This window comes from Flavobacterium cheonhonense, assembly GCF_035671315.1.
Taxonomy (GTDB): Bacteria; Bacteroidota; Bacteroidia; order Flavobacteriales; family Flavobacteriaceae; genus Flavobacterium; species Flavobacterium cheonhonense.
Map to the genome: position 1 here is coordinate 41,684 of NZ_JAXAVY010000006.1, position 16,301 is coordinate 57,984.

16 protein-coding genes are annotated in these 16,301 nt (G+C 38.0%); 7 read left to right on the forward strand and 9 right to left on the reverse strand.

Features of this window, described 5'->3' with window-relative positions; all coding sequences use genetic code 11:
- Positions 1 to 16: 16 nt before the first annotated feature.
- Genes SK086_RS11865 through SK086_RS11885 form a run of 5 tightly spaced genes read right to left on the reverse strand, consistent with a single transcriptional unit; the run spans position 17 to position 4,877 of the window.
- Positions 17 to 1,021, reverse strand: a complete 1,005-nt coding sequence (locus tag SK086_RS11865) for an AAA family ATPase (RefSeq protein WP_324691883.1) — start codon at positions 1,019 to 1,021, stop codon at positions 17 to 19.
- The gene (locus tag SK086_RS11870; RefSeq protein WP_324691884.1) at positions 1,021 to 2,223 is read right to left on the reverse strand and encodes a DUF4350 domain-containing protein; all 1,203 of its coding nucleotides are present in this window, start codon (positions 2,221 to 2,223) and stop codon (positions 1,021 to 1,023) included. Before SK086_RS11870 ends, SK086_RS11865 begins: the two co-directional genes overlap by 1 nt.
- The gene (locus SK086_RS11875) at positions 2,223 to 2,981 is read right to left on the reverse strand and encodes a DUF4129 domain-containing protein (protein WP_324691886.1); all 759 of its coding nucleotides are present in this window, start codon (positions 2,979 to 2,981) and stop codon (positions 2,223 to 2,225) included. Before SK086_RS11875 ends, SK086_RS11870 begins: the two co-directional genes overlap by 1 nt.
- The gene (locus SK086_RS11880) at positions 2,974 to 3,912 is read right to left on the reverse strand and encodes a hypothetical protein (RefSeq protein ID WP_324691887.1); all 939 of its coding nucleotides are present in this window, start codon (positions 3,910 to 3,912) and stop codon (positions 2,974 to 2,976) included. The genes SK086_RS11875 and SK086_RS11880 overlap by 8 nt, the downstream gene beginning before the upstream one ends.
- A gap of 2 nt (positions 3,913 to 3,914) precedes the next feature.
- Positions 3,915 to 4,877: a stage II sporulation protein M gene (locus SK086_RS11885; RefSeq protein ID WP_290875279.1), complete on the reverse strand. Its 963-nt coding sequence runs from the start codon at positions 4,875 to 4,877 to the stop codon at positions 3,915 to 3,917.
- A 20-nt stretch (positions 4,878 to 4,897) separates the two neighbouring features.
- Here SK086_RS11885 and SK086_RS11890 point away from each other — a divergent pair, with 20 nt between their 5' ends.
- Entirely contained in the window at positions 4,898 to 5,641 is a 744-nt protein-coding gene (locus SK086_RS11890; RefSeq protein WP_290875277.1) for an RDD family protein, read from the forward strand.
- On the opposite strand, the gene SK086_RS11895 is transcribed toward SK086_RS11890, so the two are convergent.
- The gene (locus tag SK086_RS11895) at positions 5,642 to 7,402 is read right to left on the reverse strand and encodes a gliding motility-associated C-terminal domain-containing protein (protein WP_324691889.1); all 1,761 of its coding nucleotides are present in this window, start codon (positions 7,400 to 7,402) and stop codon (positions 5,642 to 5,644) included. It lies immediately after the preceding gene.
- Between the two features lie 143 nt (positions 7,403 to 7,545).
- Between SK086_RS11895 and SK086_RS11900 the strand changes: the two genes are divergently transcribed.
- The 4 genes from SK086_RS11900 to SK086_RS11915 all read left to right on the forward strand — a co-directional run bounded on the left by SK086_RS11900 (position 7,546) and on the right by SK086_RS11915 (position 11,774).
- The gene (locus SK086_RS11900) at positions 7,546 to 8,490 is read left to right on the forward strand and encodes a FemAB family protein (protein WP_324691890.1); all 945 of its coding nucleotides are present in this window, start codon (positions 7,546 to 7,548) and stop codon (positions 8,488 to 8,490) included.
- On the forward strand, positions 8,487 to 9,566 hold the full coding sequence (locus tag SK086_RS11905) for a DegT/DnrJ/EryC1/StrS family aminotransferase (protein WP_324691891.1): 1,080 nt from the start codon (positions 8,487 to 8,489) through the stop codon (positions 9,564 to 9,566). The genes SK086_RS11900 and SK086_RS11905 overlap by 4 nt, the downstream gene beginning before the upstream one ends.
- 4 nt (positions 9,567 to 9,570) lie before the next feature.
- Positions 9,571 to 11,046 carry an O-antigen translocase gene (locus tag SK086_RS11910; RefSeq protein WP_324691892.1) on the forward strand — a complete coding sequence of 492 codons (1,476 nt, stop codon included), beginning with the start codon at positions 9,571 to 9,573 and terminating at the stop codon, positions 11,044 to 11,046.
- A gap of 80 nt (positions 11,047 to 11,126) precedes the next feature.
- Positions 11,127 to 11,774, forward strand: a complete 648-nt coding sequence (locus SK086_RS11915; protein WP_324691893.1) for an acyltransferase — start codon at positions 11,127 to 11,129, stop codon at positions 11,772 to 11,774.
- A 5-nt stretch (positions 11,775 to 11,779) separates the two neighbouring features.
- Here the strand turns inward: SK086_RS11915 and SK086_RS11920 are convergent, their stop codons facing one another.
- Positions 11,780 to 12,913, reverse strand: a complete 1,134-nt coding sequence (locus tag SK086_RS11920) for a glycosyltransferase (protein WP_324691894.1) — start codon at positions 12,911 to 12,913, stop codon at positions 11,780 to 11,782.
- 67 nt (positions 12,914 to 12,980) lie between these two features.
- Here SK086_RS11920 and SK086_RS11925 point away from each other — a divergent pair, with 67 nt between their 5' ends.
- Entirely contained in the window at positions 12,981 to 14,063 is a 1,083-nt protein-coding gene (locus SK086_RS11925; RefSeq protein ID WP_324691895.1) for a glycosyltransferase, read from the forward strand.
- Positions 14,064 to 14,468 (forward strand): sugar 3,4-ketoisomerase, encoded by a 405-nt coding sequence (locus tag SK086_RS11930; protein ID WP_290876170.1) that lies wholly within the window; start codon positions 14,064 to 14,066, stop codon positions 14,466 to 14,468. It begins immediately after the preceding gene.
- Here SK086_RS11930 and SK086_RS11935 read toward each other — a convergent pair.
- Positions 14,454 to 15,380: a glycosyltransferase family 2 protein gene (locus SK086_RS11935; RefSeq protein WP_324691896.1), complete on the reverse strand. Its 927-nt coding sequence runs from the start codon at positions 15,378 to 15,380 to the stop codon at positions 14,454 to 14,456. The two genes, SK086_RS11930 and SK086_RS11935, sit on opposite strands and share 15 nt — an antisense overlap.
- Complete coding sequence (locus SK086_RS11940) at positions 15,380 to 16,276, reverse strand: glycosyltransferase family 2 protein (protein WP_290876166.1); 897 nt, start codon at positions 16,274 to 16,276, stop codon at positions 15,380 to 15,382. Before SK086_RS11940 ends, SK086_RS11935 begins: the two co-directional genes overlap by 1 nt.
- Between the last annotated feature and the right edge of the window lie 25 nt (positions 16,277 to 16,301).

A 16,301-nucleotide genomic window follows, 5' to 3' on the forward strand; every position in this document is an offset into this window, starting at 1 on the left:
TTTGTCGGCAACCGATTTATCTCGGGATTTCGATGCTTTCGATAATTTGTTTGATGATTTCTACGCTGGTTAGTCCTTCCATTTCGCGTTCAGGTGTAACAATTACGCGGTGTTGCAATACCGGAATAGCAGCGTCTTTAATATCTTCCGGTGTTACAAAATCTCGTCCACGAATGGCCGCAAATCCTTTGGCAGCATTCAAAATAGCGATGGAAGCACGAGGTGAAGCACCTAAATATAAGAACGCATTTTCTCGGGTATTGACCACCAATTTAGCGATGTATTCCAACAGATTTGGTTCGACTAAAATTTGTTTTACCAATTGTTGGTAATTGATAATGTCAGACGCTGCCAATACGGTTTGGATGTCTTCCAGCTTTCCTTTGTTTTGCAACGTATGTTCGCGGTTGATGATGTCGATTTCCTCGTTTAGTTTTGGATAATCAATATTGATTTTGAACAAGAAACGGTCGAGTTGCGCTTCCGGCAAACGATACGTTCCTTCTTGCTCGATTGGATTTTGAGTTGCCAATACGATAAAAGGTTGCTCTAAAGTATAGCAATGACCGTCAATGGTAATTTGACGTTCTTCCATAACTTCAAACAAAGCCGCTTGGGTTTTGGCCGGCGCACGGTTGATTTCGTCTATCAGTATCAAATTTGAAAATACCGGCCCTTTTTTGAACTCGAATTCCGATTTTTTAAGGTCGAATACCGAAGTTCCCAAGATGTCCGACGGCATTAAATCGGGTGTAAATTGGATACGGCTGAAGTCGATTGAAAGGGTTTTGGCGATGATTTTCGCTGTCAAGGTTTTGGCCACGCCCGGAACCCCTTCAATTAATACGTGACCGTTGGCCAAAATGGATACCAACAATTGGTCGATCATTTTGTGTTGGCCTACAATAACCGTTTCCATTTCGGCTTTGATTTTATCAATGCTGGCGCGTAGCGGTTCCAAATTCAATCGGGACTCGAAATTTACATTTTCCTGAGCTTCGAAGTTTTCTGTATTTTCCATTAGCTGATGATTTTTTCTATTGCTTTATTGATTTCTATTAAATCAGTTTCGATACTTTGATGATAGCTTTTCTTTTGATAATTAATCAAATATACTAAGTGTTCAATGTCTTTAATGTCTTTGCCGGTTTTGGCGTGCAGTTTCTTGATGAAGTTTTCGTCTAAAACAGCCGTGTCTATCAGATATTCGTTGCGAACACGTTCCAAGAAATAAATGATTTTTTTATCGATGAGGTTTTGGTGATTGCCTTCCTGATAGTACAAATTACCAATGGTTTTGGTAAAATCGACCGTAGTATTCGGTAATGGTTTGATAATCGGAATTACGCGTTGACGTCTTTTGGCGTTGAAAATCATGAAGATTACCATGCCAATCAAGAACAAATACCAAGCGGATTTTAGCGCCGGTTGGCTGGTGATGTAACGCAATGTTGAACCCGATTCGACTGCGCCTTCTTGTTGATTAACCAACCAATAAATGTTGCCTTTCGGTAAGTAAGACAGGACTTTTTCGGTGTATTGGTAATGGTTGTCTTTTAACAATTGATAATTGGTAAAGGCATTGGGTTGCAAATGAATGTAGAAGTTCCCTTTTTTGTATGGGACTTTGATAAAATTCACGTGTTTGTTGTCTTTGCCCGATTGATAACCTAAAATGGTTGTGGTTAAGGTATCAATACTCGAAAAATAAGCATTATTTCCGCCTTTGGACAAATCGTATTTTTGAGGGCCTAAACTCGGATTGGCCAGCCAACAATCGATTTGTGATTTGAATTCGAAATCGGCGTCAAGTTTGATATTCAGCGAATCGGTGAAAATTTCCGGCAGATTTTGTGTACTGATAAAAGCCGTATTCCCATGACTCACAAAATAGAAGAGTTCTTTGGTGGATTCGTCATCGATGATGTACGTATCGCAAATACTGAGCATCGTTCCTTTCACTTTATAACTGTCGACGTCCTGACTGTAGTCGTAGTTTTCGTCTAAAAACTCGTAGGCAGATTTTCTGACTTTCTCAATATTACGCTTTGGCAAAATGGTTTTGCTTTCTTGGTCGAAAACATACAATCCGAACGGAATTTTATCCCTTAAAACATAGCTCGGCGACCAATCGACCGGTTTCGGACGAACAGCATCTACATAGATCACTCCGGCAATCAGGATGACCAATAAGAAGATGTATATTTTTAAAGTTCTGTTCATTATCGCAACGATTGTAACGTTTTTTCAAAAGCCTTTTGGGCTTGATTGAAAGTTGTGTCATTCATTTCAAACTCACCGTACCAAATGTAATTGTACAAATACGAGAGGTATTGGAAGTTATCTTTAAGCTCTTTCGATTGAATTTCGTATAAGTAGTCCGTATTGGTTTTGTCCACATGCCATTCGATGATATTGCGTTCGGATAATTTTTTCAGCGTCCACAAATAATAGTAACGAATAGCTAAACGATGGTTGTCTTCTTTTAAGGTTTGCTTGAGCAATTTTTCAAAATCAACATGTACCAAATTCTTCTCGATGTCGTCGTCGTGGATGATTTTTTTGGTGGTAGATTTTCCGAAAACCCATTGGCCTTCTTTGTTTAAAATGACTTTTACAATGAGATAAACAACATAAATGACAATAAGTCCGGCAAGCACTTTCAAGGTAATCTCCACATAATTAGAAGATACTTTGGCATCCGAGATCCCGAAAATTTTCTTGAACCAATACGCCAACCATTCTTTGAATCGATCCCATAAACTTTTATCGGAGAGTTTAACCTCGTATTGAAATTCGTTAGCCTTGTATTTCGATTTAAAATCAGGAGCCAAGCCGGCGCTCTTTTCCATAGGCGTTTGGTCGACTTTACACTTTTTTTCAAGTAAAGCCAAAGAGTCTTTTTCGGCCACAGTTAAAGTTTCTTGCGACCAATTGGAAATGCTGAAAAGCAACCAAAAAAGAAGAAGGAATTTATTCACTGCCAATTAAATCAATTGAAAAATCTGCACTTTTGTTTTCGTCGAATTCTTGGCGACTGTAATATACCAATCCCTGGTTAACCAGTAATAAATTGTTCAGTATGTAGCTCATCAACAAAGAGAATACCATAACCATCGTCATCATGATACTAACCGTAGCCGTAGCATCTGTGCCTCTGCTGCCTTCTTCGATACCGGTAAAAACAGAAACCAAGCCCAGCATATACGGAATCATAGTGAATACAGTCATGGCCACTTGAATGATGATGTAGATAATCATAGATGATCCTACAATCGGGAAATATTGTTTGGTTAAGTGTTTGAAACCGCTGCCGTAACTTTGAAAAACACCTTTGTCGGTGTTAAGGTATTCAAAGAAACTAAGGGTAATCCAACTGAAAGCGGTAGGAATCGCAAAAAGTAAAAGCGGAATTCCGATGAGGATAAAGCAAAGCAGAAAGAGCAATGCAAAAACAACCATCAATATTGGTGTAATCAGGAAAACAGTCACTAAAAAGAATACGGCGATTTGCCCGAATTTAGCCTTGAATCGGCTTAAAATTTCTTTCGTTCCAAAGGCGTTTCCGTTTTTTTCTCGGTATAAATCCATGTAAATGACCGGCACCGCATAATTCAGCATACTCAAAAAAATCATGAACAATAAAAGGGCTACGGCGATTAGAACAACCAAACCAATATTGTTATTGAGGTAATTCTCAAGGTAATCAAAGTTGTTTCCGTTCGGATCAATTTTGAGGAAAAAGTCGAAATAGACCTGGAATAAAAAGTATGAAGCAGCCACTAAAATCAACAATAAGGCACCGTTGATAGTGAAATAATTTTTGAGATAATGTTTTCCGGTAAGCTTGAAAAACACAAAAGTATCGCTTACGTAGTCGCCGAAATTTCTTCTTTTAAATAGGGTAAACATAGTTAAGCTTTTAGTTTTTTATGGACAATGAACGGGAAAATCAAAAAGTAAAATGAAATCAAAGAAAGCGTTCCTAAAATGATAAACACATTCAGCCAATTGGGCATTTGTAATGCATATCGGGTAACAAAACCTTCCAGCATTCCGGCCGCTATGGTAAACGGAATCGTGCTTAAGAAGATTTTTAAACTGTCTTTGAACCCAATTTTAAACGAATTCAGTCGGGAAAAAGTTCTCGGGAATAGGATAGAGGCGCCGAGTATGAATCCGCATGCCGATTCAATCACAATGGCAAAAATCTCCATAGAACCATGTATCCAAATTCCCCTAACACTCTCCCAAAAAACACCATGTTCGTAAAAGAAATACTGAAAAGTACCCAACATCATGCAATTTTGAAACAAGACTAAAAAGGTTCCTATTCCACCGAAAATACCGTAAATAAAACATTTTACGCCAACAAATAAGTTGTTTAGGGTGATGGCGATAAATCCTCCCCAATTGCTCCCCGATTTGTAAACTGCCACCGGATCACCTTTCTCTATATTTTCTAAGGTCATGTTTACATAACCATCGCCCATAATGAGACGCGCCAAACCATCGTCGTATTTGGCCGAAAGTACGCCCATGCCAACCGTAAGAAAAAACAAGATAAAGGCGTAAAGCAAGTACCTGCGGTATTGGTAAACGAGTAACGGCACTTCTACCGAGAAAAAATAAACCAATCTATTTTGCTCTTCGCGCTTGGTTTTATAAATTTTCTGATAAATTTGTGAAGCCAAATAATTCAGATAAACAACAGTTTTGCTCTTGGGATAATAGGTTTGCGCGTACGACAAATCATTGACCAAATGGATGTATAAACTAGCCATTTCATCAGGATTTTTTTTAGTTTTACCAAAAATCGCTTGCTCAAAGTCGAGCCACTTTTGTTTGTTTTGTTTTATGAATGCAACTTCCCTCATGGAAGGCTAAAATAAGAATTATGTCACAACTATCTATAAATACTACTCAAAATGTTGTTATAAATTTTACAGCGGCTTCTGTAGGGGAGCGAATTGGCGCGTATATGCTTGATTTACTGGTGAAAGCGGCTTATTTTATCATCGTTTATTATGTCTTTTTTAGTTTTTTTGAAATTGACAGATGGCTAAATCAATTGGATAATTGGTCGCAAGCTGCGGTCTATATGCTGTTTTTCTTACCCATTGCTTTTTATTCTTTAGTACAAGAAGCGTTGTTGGAAGGTCAAACCTTAGGCAAAAAATTAGTAAAGATTAAAGTGGTTAAAATTGATGGTTACCAAGCCGGTTTCGGAGATTATTTGATTCGTTGGTTATTTCGCGTGATTGATATTTCCATAGGAAGCGGTATCATCGGTTTGATAACCATGGTAGTGAATAGCAAAACTCAGAGATTAGGCGATATTTCTGCCGGAACTGCGGTTATTACACTTAAAAACAAGGTAACAATTAATAGTACTATTTTGGAAGAAATCGGACAGGAATACCAACCTCGTTATCCGTTAGTGATTAAGTTGTCCGATAACGACGCTCGCATCATCAAAGAAACTTTTCAAAACGCCATGAAGACAGCCGATTTTGTGGTGTTGAACAAACTCACCGCCAAAATAGAACAAGTAACCGGTATAAAAAATGATTTAGGCAGTACGCAAGAGTTTATTCGAACTGTTTTAAAAGACTACAATTACTACACCCAAAACATGTAGTTAACGCACCAAAAAAACATAGCCGCTGAGCGGTTTCGGGTAGTCGGGATCGTTTAAAAACAAGAGGTAAAAGTAAGTCCCGTCCGGAACTTGATCAGATGAAATGCCGTTTTGGGCTGTTCCGTTCCATTTTTCGGTATTGGGATTGCCGGTCCAAATTAGTTTTCCCCAACGATTGTATATCTCTATCCGGTAATTCAGGAAAATATTGTCTAAGCCGTCAATGGTAAAAACGTCGTTGTAGCCGTCAACATTGGCCGAAATGTAATTGTAAACGGTTGGCGGACAGTTGCGGGTTGTCAGTAAAAATGAGGTAATGCTGTAGCAATTTTCATTGTTAATCCGAACAAAAATTTCTTTCGGAGTTACATTAGCCAAATAATTCGTAGTGTTGAGTATTGGATTGACCGCGTATTCCGCATCTTCTGAATTTTCATAAAAAGCAACTGTGTCATCCGAATTGACTTTCACCCAATCGGCATAAGCCGAAAAGTTAAAAGTTCCTTGGGTAAAACCTTCATTACAAGCTATTAGTGTGGGCAAAAGATTGAACGGTGGCGAGCTTATCAATGTTACTGTTATATTAAAGACGTTGTTATTTTCCTCTAACTCAACCACAGTTCCGGTACCGTCGCCTTTATCATCTACTACAATGGTTAGGTTGAAATCATTGGGAATAGTATCGGGAATGGTAACCGTAATTTGCCCGCTCAATGTTCCGTCAATCGGGATAGCCACGCCAATTTCAAAAGTGGTCAATGCACTGTTGTTGGCATAAATCGTCACCGGTGTATTAGGTGGTAAAGGTCCGGTACAATCCAGATTAGAAAGAGTATAATCGATGGTAATGGTTCTTGAATTACACTGTTTTTGCACTTCATTGATGACGATAGTGCCGTCCGGAACCTGACTATTAAATTTGGTCACTACGGTGTTAATCATTACAAAATCCTGCGAAGAAGAAAGCGTAATTTCGGCTTTGTTATCACCAATTTGTATGTTGTTTTGAATGTTGTAGATATCCAAATCCATGTTGTACAAGGTGGTACTTCCGGTAATCGAGTTGGTGCTGTTAAAGACATTGTTGTACGGATTTTGCGCATTGAACAGCAAATCGCCATTGATTCGGAATTCTTCTGTGGCCAAAATCGAATCGCCTTCCCAAGCCAAAAAACCGACTTTAGAATTCTGATTGTCAATTACATTGAGGTCGTTTAGTGTGATGGTCAAATCATCCGGTACGCCTTCCAAACCATCATATATGTTGATTTGGTTCAGTGGCAAATCGGGGCGACTATACACCAGCAATATCGCCCATCCAGCAAAGTTAGTTCGGCGTTGCAAATGCAGTGGGACATAGGGCGTAACATCTAATTCTGATAAAGTATAACTCCCGTTTCCGTTGGTTTGTATAAAATTGGTAATGTCTTTAAAAGCACTGAAATAGGTATACACTACACCGTCAAAATCTCGAACATAGCTAAAGGTCCTATCCGGCGTCATGGTGGTGGTGTTGAGTTTGACCGAAAAGTCGCCATCGCCGCATCCTGCCCAATACAAATAGGCTTTCACAACAGTAGCATCAGCATTTAAATTTAAATCGGCAGCTGAAGAAGTGATGGTTACCGGTTGGTTTATGGAATTGTTTTCGGCGGTATTCATCGTGTTGCCGATAAAGGTAAAATCATAATGGCCGTTGAACTGTTGGTATAAGGAAATGTCTTGTCCTTTCACCTCGAGGAAGTGAAAAAAAAGCACCATAAAACAACCAAATTTATGTTTCCAATTCAAGGTAAAACGCTATTTATCAGCTAAAAATAAGTAATTATTTTGGAAAACGTATTTTTTAGTGTGAATGCCATTCAAAAATAAATGTTTAATTTTCCGAAGTTTTAAAGAAAACCGTGAAAAGATATACTGTTAAACGCTACTGCTCGGACGATTTTGCGCTTTGGAATGATTTTATCAGCCAAGCGACTAATGCCACTTTTTTGTTTGACAGGAATTTTATGGAATACCACGCAGACCGATTTCAGGATTTTTCATTGCTGGTTTTTGAAGAAGACATATTGCAAGCGGTTGTTCCGGCAAATTGCAAAGACAATCAAATTTTTTCCCACCAAGGTCTAACGTATGGAGGCTTTGTGTTTCGGAATGAATTTCCAATCGGTCAAATAGAAACGGTATTGTCGGAAACTTTTAGTTTTCTTCAATCTCAAGGTTTTGTAAAGTGTGAAATTAAAGCGATGTTACCGTTTTATGCGCCTGATTTTCATGCCGAAATACAACAAGTTTTATCCGATAAACAAGCGAAAATCACAGCGCAAAAAATGAATTTGGCTATTGATTTCCGAACCGAATATAGCATTTCGAAAAGCAAATTAAAACACTATCGCCGATTGCAATCGGAAGGTTTGGTGGTGAAAAAAGAGGCCGATTGCACTATTTTTTGGCAAGAAGTATTGGAACCTTTATTGTTGGAGAAATACCAAACGAAACCTTTACATTCGTTAGCTGAAATTAATTCGTTACAATCGAAATTTCCCAACCATATTGAACAATACAATTTGTATCGTGACGGCAAAATTTTGGCGGGAATTACGCTTTTCAAAACTGCTACTGTGATTAAATCGCAATACGGCGCTACGACCGAAAACGGAAAAAAATTCCGAGCTTTGGATTATCTTTTCTTGTATTTGATTGATTCTTTCAAAGCCGATTATGATTATTTCGATATGGGAACGGTGGATGACAACAGCGAACTAGGCTACAACGAAGGTCTGTTAAATCAAAAAAAAGAGTTGGGTTGTAGTGTCTATTCTCAAAATATATTCCAAATTGCACTATGATTAAATTCCTTGACCTACATAAAGTAAATCTTCCTTACCAAGCGGCTTTTCAAGAGAAAATGCAAGAGCTATTGGATAAAGGTTGGTTTGTTTTAGGCGATGAAGTTCAGACGTTTGAACAACAATTTGCCAGGTATACCCAATCGAAATATTGCATAGGTGTAGGCAACGGATTAGACGCGATGGTATTGATTTTTAAAGCCTACATCGAATTGGGTTTATTACAAAAAGGCGATGAAATAATAGTGCCTGCCAATACCTATATAGCCAGTATACTTGCTGTTTTACAAGCCGACTTAACTCCGGTTTTAGTGGAACCCGATGTGGAAACCTTCAACCTCAATCCCAACGAAATTGAAGCCAAAATCACCGCCAAAACGAAAGGCATTTTAGTAGTGCATTTGTACGGTCAATTGGCCGATATGGAAGCGATTGCAACGATTGGTTCGCAACACAATTTGCTGATTATTGAAGATGCAGCGCAAGCGCATGGTTTGCCTTTTTTAGGAAGTCATGCCAGAGCTTTTAGTTTTTATCCCGGGAAAAACTTGGGTGCTTTAGGCGACGCGGGCTGCATAACTACTGACGATTCGGACTTGGCTAAGGTGTTGTTCGCCCTGCGCAATTACGGTTCGGAACAGAAATATTACAACGAGTATTTGGGTGTGAATTCGCGCCTCGATGAACTTCAAGCAGCTTTTTTAAATGTGAAATTACCTCATTTAGACAAAGAAAATGCCGTTCGTAGGTCGATTGCCCAAAGGTATTTAGTGGAAATCCGAAATCCTAAAATTCGTTTGCCGAAGTGTGATGATTTTCAAAAGCACGTTTTTCATTTGTTTGTGATTCGCACGGCTAATCGTGCCGAATTACAGGAATATTTGAAACAAAACGGAGTCGAAACCTTAATCCATTATCCGGTGCCGGCGCACCAACAAAAAGCCTTGTCAGCTTGGCAATCGCTTTCGTTTCCCATCACCGAAGCCATTCATCGCGAAGTATTGAGTTTGCCTATGAGTCCGGTTTTGACAGCTGCCGAAGTTGATTACATCATACAAATTTTAAATCAGTATTGATTTTATGAAGGATTCTCAATCTTCATACCGCCAAATGATAAAGTCGACTTCAATTTTTGGAGGAGTACAGTTTTTGAATATTTTAATTTCGCTACTTAAATCAAAGTTTATTGCTTTGTGGATAGGCCCAACAGGAGTAGGAATGATTGGTCTTTTTAATGCAGCCATTAGTTTAATCTCCGGTTTTACCAATGTTGGTCTTGAGACTAGTGGAGTAAAAGCTATATCAGCTTCCGAGAAAGAGCCCGATTTATTGATCAGAGAATTTTCTGTTATAAAACGTTTGGCTTGGATTTCCGGAATAGTTGGGGCATTAGTTTTAGCATTCTTATCGCCAATTTTAAGTAAAATTTCTTTCGGTAATGAAAATTATACTTTGGCATTTGTTTTTATTTCATTAACCCTATTGTTTAGGCAACTTACCACTAGTAATTTGGTTTTACTACAGGGATTGAGTAAGATTCATTTTTTAGCGAAGGCCAATTTATACGGCGGCCTACTAGGATTTTTGATTTCGTTACCATTATACTATTTTTTAAAATTAGATGGAATTGTCCCGTCAATACTTTTTTCCTCAATGGCAGCCATGTTTATTGCTTATTATTTTGGTAAAAAGATAAATGTTGGTATAGTCAAACTGACCAATAAAGAAGTAATAATGGAAGGGAAGCATTTAATATTACTAGGATTTTCATTAAGCTTAATAGGTATACTTACCACATTATCCTCTTATCTGGTACAAGTTTTCATCGGTAACTACAAAGGCATTTCCGAAGTTGGTTTTTACAGTGCGGCAATAACCATCCTCAATACATATGTAGGTATTGTTTTTACAGCAATGGCTACCGATTATTACCCTAGGCTGACAAAGATTTGTTCCGACAATATTCAGGTAAAGAAAATGGTTACAGAACAATCTGTTATAGCCGTTTTATTATTAACACCTATAGTGGTTGGTTTTTTGTTATTCGCACCTAATGTAATAAGATTGCTTTATTCAAAAGAATTCTTACCGATTGTTCCCTTGATTTGTTGGGGAATTTTAGGAATGATACTCAAAGCGGTTTCTTGGTCAATGGGATACATTCTTATAGCCAAAGGCGATTCTAAATTGTTTATCAGAACTTCAATCGGATTTAATACGGTTTTTTTGTTAACCAATATTTCAGGGTATTATTTTTATGGCTTGGAAGGATTAGGAATAACTTTTTTAGCCAACTATATCATCCATTTTTTTGGGTTGAAAATCATTACTAAGAAGAAGTATTCATTTGAGTTCACATTGGAATTTTACAAACTATTCGCTTTTTGTTTTTCAATTTGTGTCATTACTTTTTTGACTTTGGGTATTGAAAATGTAACTTTTAGATATATATTGTTATCAGTTTTAATGTTATTTTCGATTTGGTTTTCGTATAAAGAATTAAATCAAAGACTGGATTTTAAAGATTTTATTTTTAGGAAAAAAGAACAAGGATGAGACCATTACGAAAATTATATCAAAGATGCATTTTTATTATATCCGTAAATTGGATAAAGACTCTATATTTTAACTTTAGAATGTTTCCGCTAAATCAAGCCATTAAATTGCCAGTCTATTTTTATGGTAGTGTAAAATTCAAGCATCTCACAGGAAAAATAACCATCAATGCACCGCTGAAAAAAGGGATGATTGGTTTCGGACAAGCTTATGAAATTATGTCGAGGTCAAAAGGGATAGCTGAACTAAGTTTAGAGGGTACAGTAACTTTTTATGGTCATGTGCAATTTGGAAAAGATTATTTCGTTTTTGTTGGTCCAAATGCTAGTTTAAAAATGGGTAATATGGCTTCATTAGGAAATAGTGGGAAAATTATTTGTTACGAAAATATCGAGTTAGGTAATTTTGCCCGAATTGGTTTCGAATCACAACTCAGCGATACCACAGCGCACCAAATGATGAACACTGTTACCGGTGAAAAATACCCAATGACAACACCTATACGAATCGGAAATTTTAACTATATCAGTAATCGTGTTACTGTTTTAGCTGGAACAAAAACACCTGATTATTGTTCAATAGCCTCCAATAGTTTGTGTACCAAAGATTATTCTTCTGTAGGTCAGAATATTTTAATTGGTGGTATTCCTGCAAAGCTTTTAAAAACCGATATTTCCAGAGATTGGGAAGGTGAAATGCCACTCATGATGAAGTGGTTAAGTGTGTAGTAAATTTATTTCGACCAAGTGTTGAGGTATTTTTCTGCTATTTTTTTGTAGTGATGTTCTCGTTCAATAAACGTTCGAGCATTTTTTCCAATAGCCATTATCATTTCCGGGTTTTCAATCAAAGCCGAAAGTTCCGCCACCAAATAATCTACATCGGATAAGGCATTAACAGCCACTCTTTCATTTAAATCATAGTGTTTTGCAAATAGGGCAGAAGCATTGGTAAAAACCACTTTGCCTTTCGCCATCGCTTCTAACGCATTGTACCCTTGGTCATGACCATAGAGTTGATCTAATATGATGTGTGATCGGTTGTAACGGTTAATGTATTCCGCATACGGCACATTCTCGGTAACTGTGATAGTCACTTTTTCCGGATATTTTTCTTGGATAATAGTCAAGGCTTTTTCAAAAAAATCATTGCCTTTTTTAAAGTAACTTTCTCGGTTGATGCCATGGAAAATTTCAATGGTATCGTCAATTTCCATCGGGATGTAGTCGAGTTTATCCAAGTTAATCGGATTCGGAATCAGGCCCAAATACTTCGGTTGGTTTTGCCATGGCAGATGATAATCTAAATCAGAAGCAATTACGCCGCTGCATTTTTCTTGGATAAAATGGTGGAGTTTTTTGAACGATGGTGTTCGGAACTTCAACACATTCGAAAAGGCTTTGTCGGCAATTTTACCCGCTAAATACGGCTGAACTATCGAAGGATTGTCCGGATGGTTGAAATTGTAATTCACATGCACATAATCGTCGCCACAACTCAGCAAAAACACTTTTGTGTTGTGGCGAAATAAATAGTTCAGGATTTTAGTTTCATAACGATAATCGCAATAAAAACTATTTTCATTAATCAGCTGCACTACATCAAAACCTTGAAAATAAGCTTGGTTTTTGCAAAATTGCCGATAAGTGAAATAAGAAGTTAAATCAAAACCGGTCAGTTGTAAAACGGCTAATTTTACTTTTTTCAGTAATCCGCTATCCCATTTCTTTACCAACGGAAAATCGACCGGATACGCCTTAAAACCATCATTGAAACCCAAAATAGTTACGTCGTGTCCCAAAGAAAGCAAGCCTTCTTTTAAAGAATTGTGTAGCCGACTGTATTCTCCAATGAGTAAAATCTTCATTATCTTCCTATATTTACACAGCCAAAATAACCGCTGCGTTTTAAATACGTTGCAATATAAGTAAGAAATGAACAACAATCGCAAAATCGCTATAGTTTCCGCTTCACTGGGTGTTGGCGGTGCCGAGCGTTTTGCAGCTATGTTAGGCACTATGTTGCACGGTTTGGGATACGAAATTCACCACCTTATTATTCTCGATTTTGTGACTTATGAGTATGAAGGGAGATTGGTCAATTTGGGAAAAATGTTTGCCCAAGAACAAGGTGTTTTCCGCGCGGTTAAAAAGGGAAAATACATCGCGCGCTATTTGCACGACAACCAAATTGATACGATTATCGATCTTCGTTCCCGACCGATGTTAGTCCGCGAAATTTTTACTAAATGGATTTACGGACAACGAAAAACTTACTTTATGGTGCATAGCGCCAATTTGGAAATGTACTTCCCGAAATCGCGATTTTGGGCAAAATACCTTTACACGAAAGCCACTAAAATCGTAACAGTTTCCAAAGCGATTGAGCAAAAAATCCAAGCGCAATATGATTTGACCAATACCCAAACCATTTACAATCCGGTGATTTTTACGGATGCGGTAAGCGATAAACCAAGCGGTTTGCCTGAAACCTATTTTTTGTTTTTTGGCCGATTGGAAGATGCTATCAAAAACTTGTCGCTCTTACTTGATGGTTATGAATTGTCGGAAGCTAAAGCGAAAGGCGTTCACTTGGTTTTATTAGGCGATGGTTCGGATAAAAACAAAATAGCGGCTAAGATTCAGCAAAAGCAATTGGGACAATTCGTGACCATTATTCCTTTTCAAAAAGAAGTGTTGTCTTATATTCAGCATGCGAAAGCGACGCTTTTAACCAGCCGTTTCGAAGGTTTTCCGATGTCGTTAATAGAATCTTTAGCCGCCGGAACTCCGGTGATTTCAGTAGATTGTGAGAGCGGTCCGAATGAAATTGTGCGGAATGAAGTTAACGGTTTGTTAGTCGAAAACCACAAGCCGCAAGCCTTAGCCAACGCGATGAATTTGTTCATAGCCGACGAAAATTTATACCGAAACTGTAAAAATAACGCCAAGCAAAGCGTAGAACATTTATCTTTGAATGCCATTACACAAGCTTGGCAACAATTATTAAACGAATAAATGACCACTGTAGCCAACATTAAAATACTGCCAATCCCCAAAATTCAGGATGTTCGTGGTAATCTTTCCGTCATCGAAGGCGATGTGATTCCGTTTGCCATGAAACGCGTGTATTATTTGTACGATGTGCCGAGTGGTGCTGAACGCGGCGGTCATTCACACAAAGTACAACAGGAATTTTTAGTGGCTTTGAGCGGCAGTTTTACGGTAGTGTTAACCGATGGCAAAGACAAAATTTCGGTTACGCTCAATAAACCCAACGAAGGATTATGGATTCCGAATGGCATTTGGCGTGAATTGGAAAATTTTTCTTCCGGTTCGGTTTGTTTGGTGATTGCTTCTGATATCTTTGAAGAGGCAGATTACATCAGAGATTATAACGAATTCCTACTATCTAAAAACTGAATTTCCTAAACCGTAGCCGGCAGCGGTATTTTTTATCCAAACCAAAAGACGCAAAATCGGATTTGGCATTTCCATTAAAATAGTTTTTTTCAAGCCCAATTCGTCTAAATCGATTTGGTTGTACAATTGTTTGGCTGTTTCGGTATCGCCGTTCAACTTGCATTTGATGACCGCTGAAAATCGGTTTTGATCAAGGAAATGTTTCAACTTGCTGTTCTCTTTTTCCAAAACAGCATATTTTTCAAAAGTATAAGGTTCAAAATAGTAGTGCCAATTTCTGGAAATACTGTTCGCATCGTAACGGTATTGGGCTAATACAGTGCCGATAAAGCCAATAGTGTAGTGCAAACCGATGCGCATCCACAACTCGGTATCTTCGCCTTTTTTGATTTGATTATCGAAAGTGCCGATTTTCTCAAAAACGCTTTTATGAATGACCGTAGCGGAAGTCCATAAGATGCATTCTTTACGACTCGCTTCAAAAAAATCCACGATTTGAAAATCGGTTATCTTGTCCAAGGCATATTGCGCCGGGATAATCTTTTTGGTGGTTTCAATCGCAACTGCACAAGAAAAAATTTTGTGATTGGGCAAAGCATCAATCTGTTTTTTGAAAGTAGTCAAAAAGTTCGGGAGCCAATAATCATCTGCATCTAAAAAGCAAATAAAATCGCCTTGAGCCTTTGCAATACCTTCATTTCTAGCCACCGCAACGCCTTCATTTTCTTTTCGGAAATAGCGAATTCGACTGTCGTTAAAACCTTGGATTACCGTTTCGCTTGCATCGGTTGAACCGTCATTAATCAGGATGATTTCAAAATCGGTGTACGTTTGTGCCAACACACTTTTAAGTGTTTCGCCAACAAAAGAAGCCTTGTTGTAAACCGGAATTATGACAGAGAAAAACGGCATTAGCGGAGATTTAGTTTACAAAAATAACCCAAACGATACAAATCGAATACGAATAACGAAGGCTTAGCCGATAACAATTGTTTGGTCATCAACGATTGGCTGATTCGGAAACAAAAAGCGGCCAGTCTCGTCAAACCGAATTTACTGATTTTCGCGTATGTTCGAGTCAAAGCCGTGTCTTGAGCTTGTAAAATTTGATGGTCCAAAATCCATTGTAAGTTTTGTAACGAGCTGTGGAATTTCTCCAAAAAAATTGCAGAACTTTCTAAATTCAAGTGAAAAGCTTCATTTTCTAAATGAATAATCGGAATGCGATGCTTTTTCAATTCCAAAATAAAAACCAAGTCTTCGTAGCCGTATTGGTAAATGGCAGTGTTGAACGGATGTTCTAATAAGACCGTTTTGCGAATCAATATGTTCGAAATCAAACAATAATCATACGGATGAGATTGTCGTTTGGACAGCGGAATTTCTTCCCGACTTTTCCCGAAAACCCAACGCAACAGTTGTGATTTTTCAGGTTTTTCAGCTCGGTATTGCAAGCCGCCAAAGTAAACGGAATGATTGCTGTTTTGAATTTGATGGATATAGTTTTGAATGAATCCTTTCGATTTAGGAAACATATCGCAATCCATCAACAATACCCAATCGAATTGGGCTTTTTGAATTAATGCATTCCGATTTTGTCCGCGCCCTAAATTAGTATCGTTTCTCTCAAAGCGACAGTCGGATAAGAGGTTGATTTTTTGATTGTTGTCGGTGTTCGAATTCAGCGGCGAAGCATCATCTTGAACAATAATTTCAAAGGCGATATCGGCTACCGACAATTGTTGGTGCAATTCCGTTACCAACGGTAAAGTGTTGTAATCGTATGTCGGAATTAGCACTGAAATCATTTAGAAAACGGAATTAAATAATACC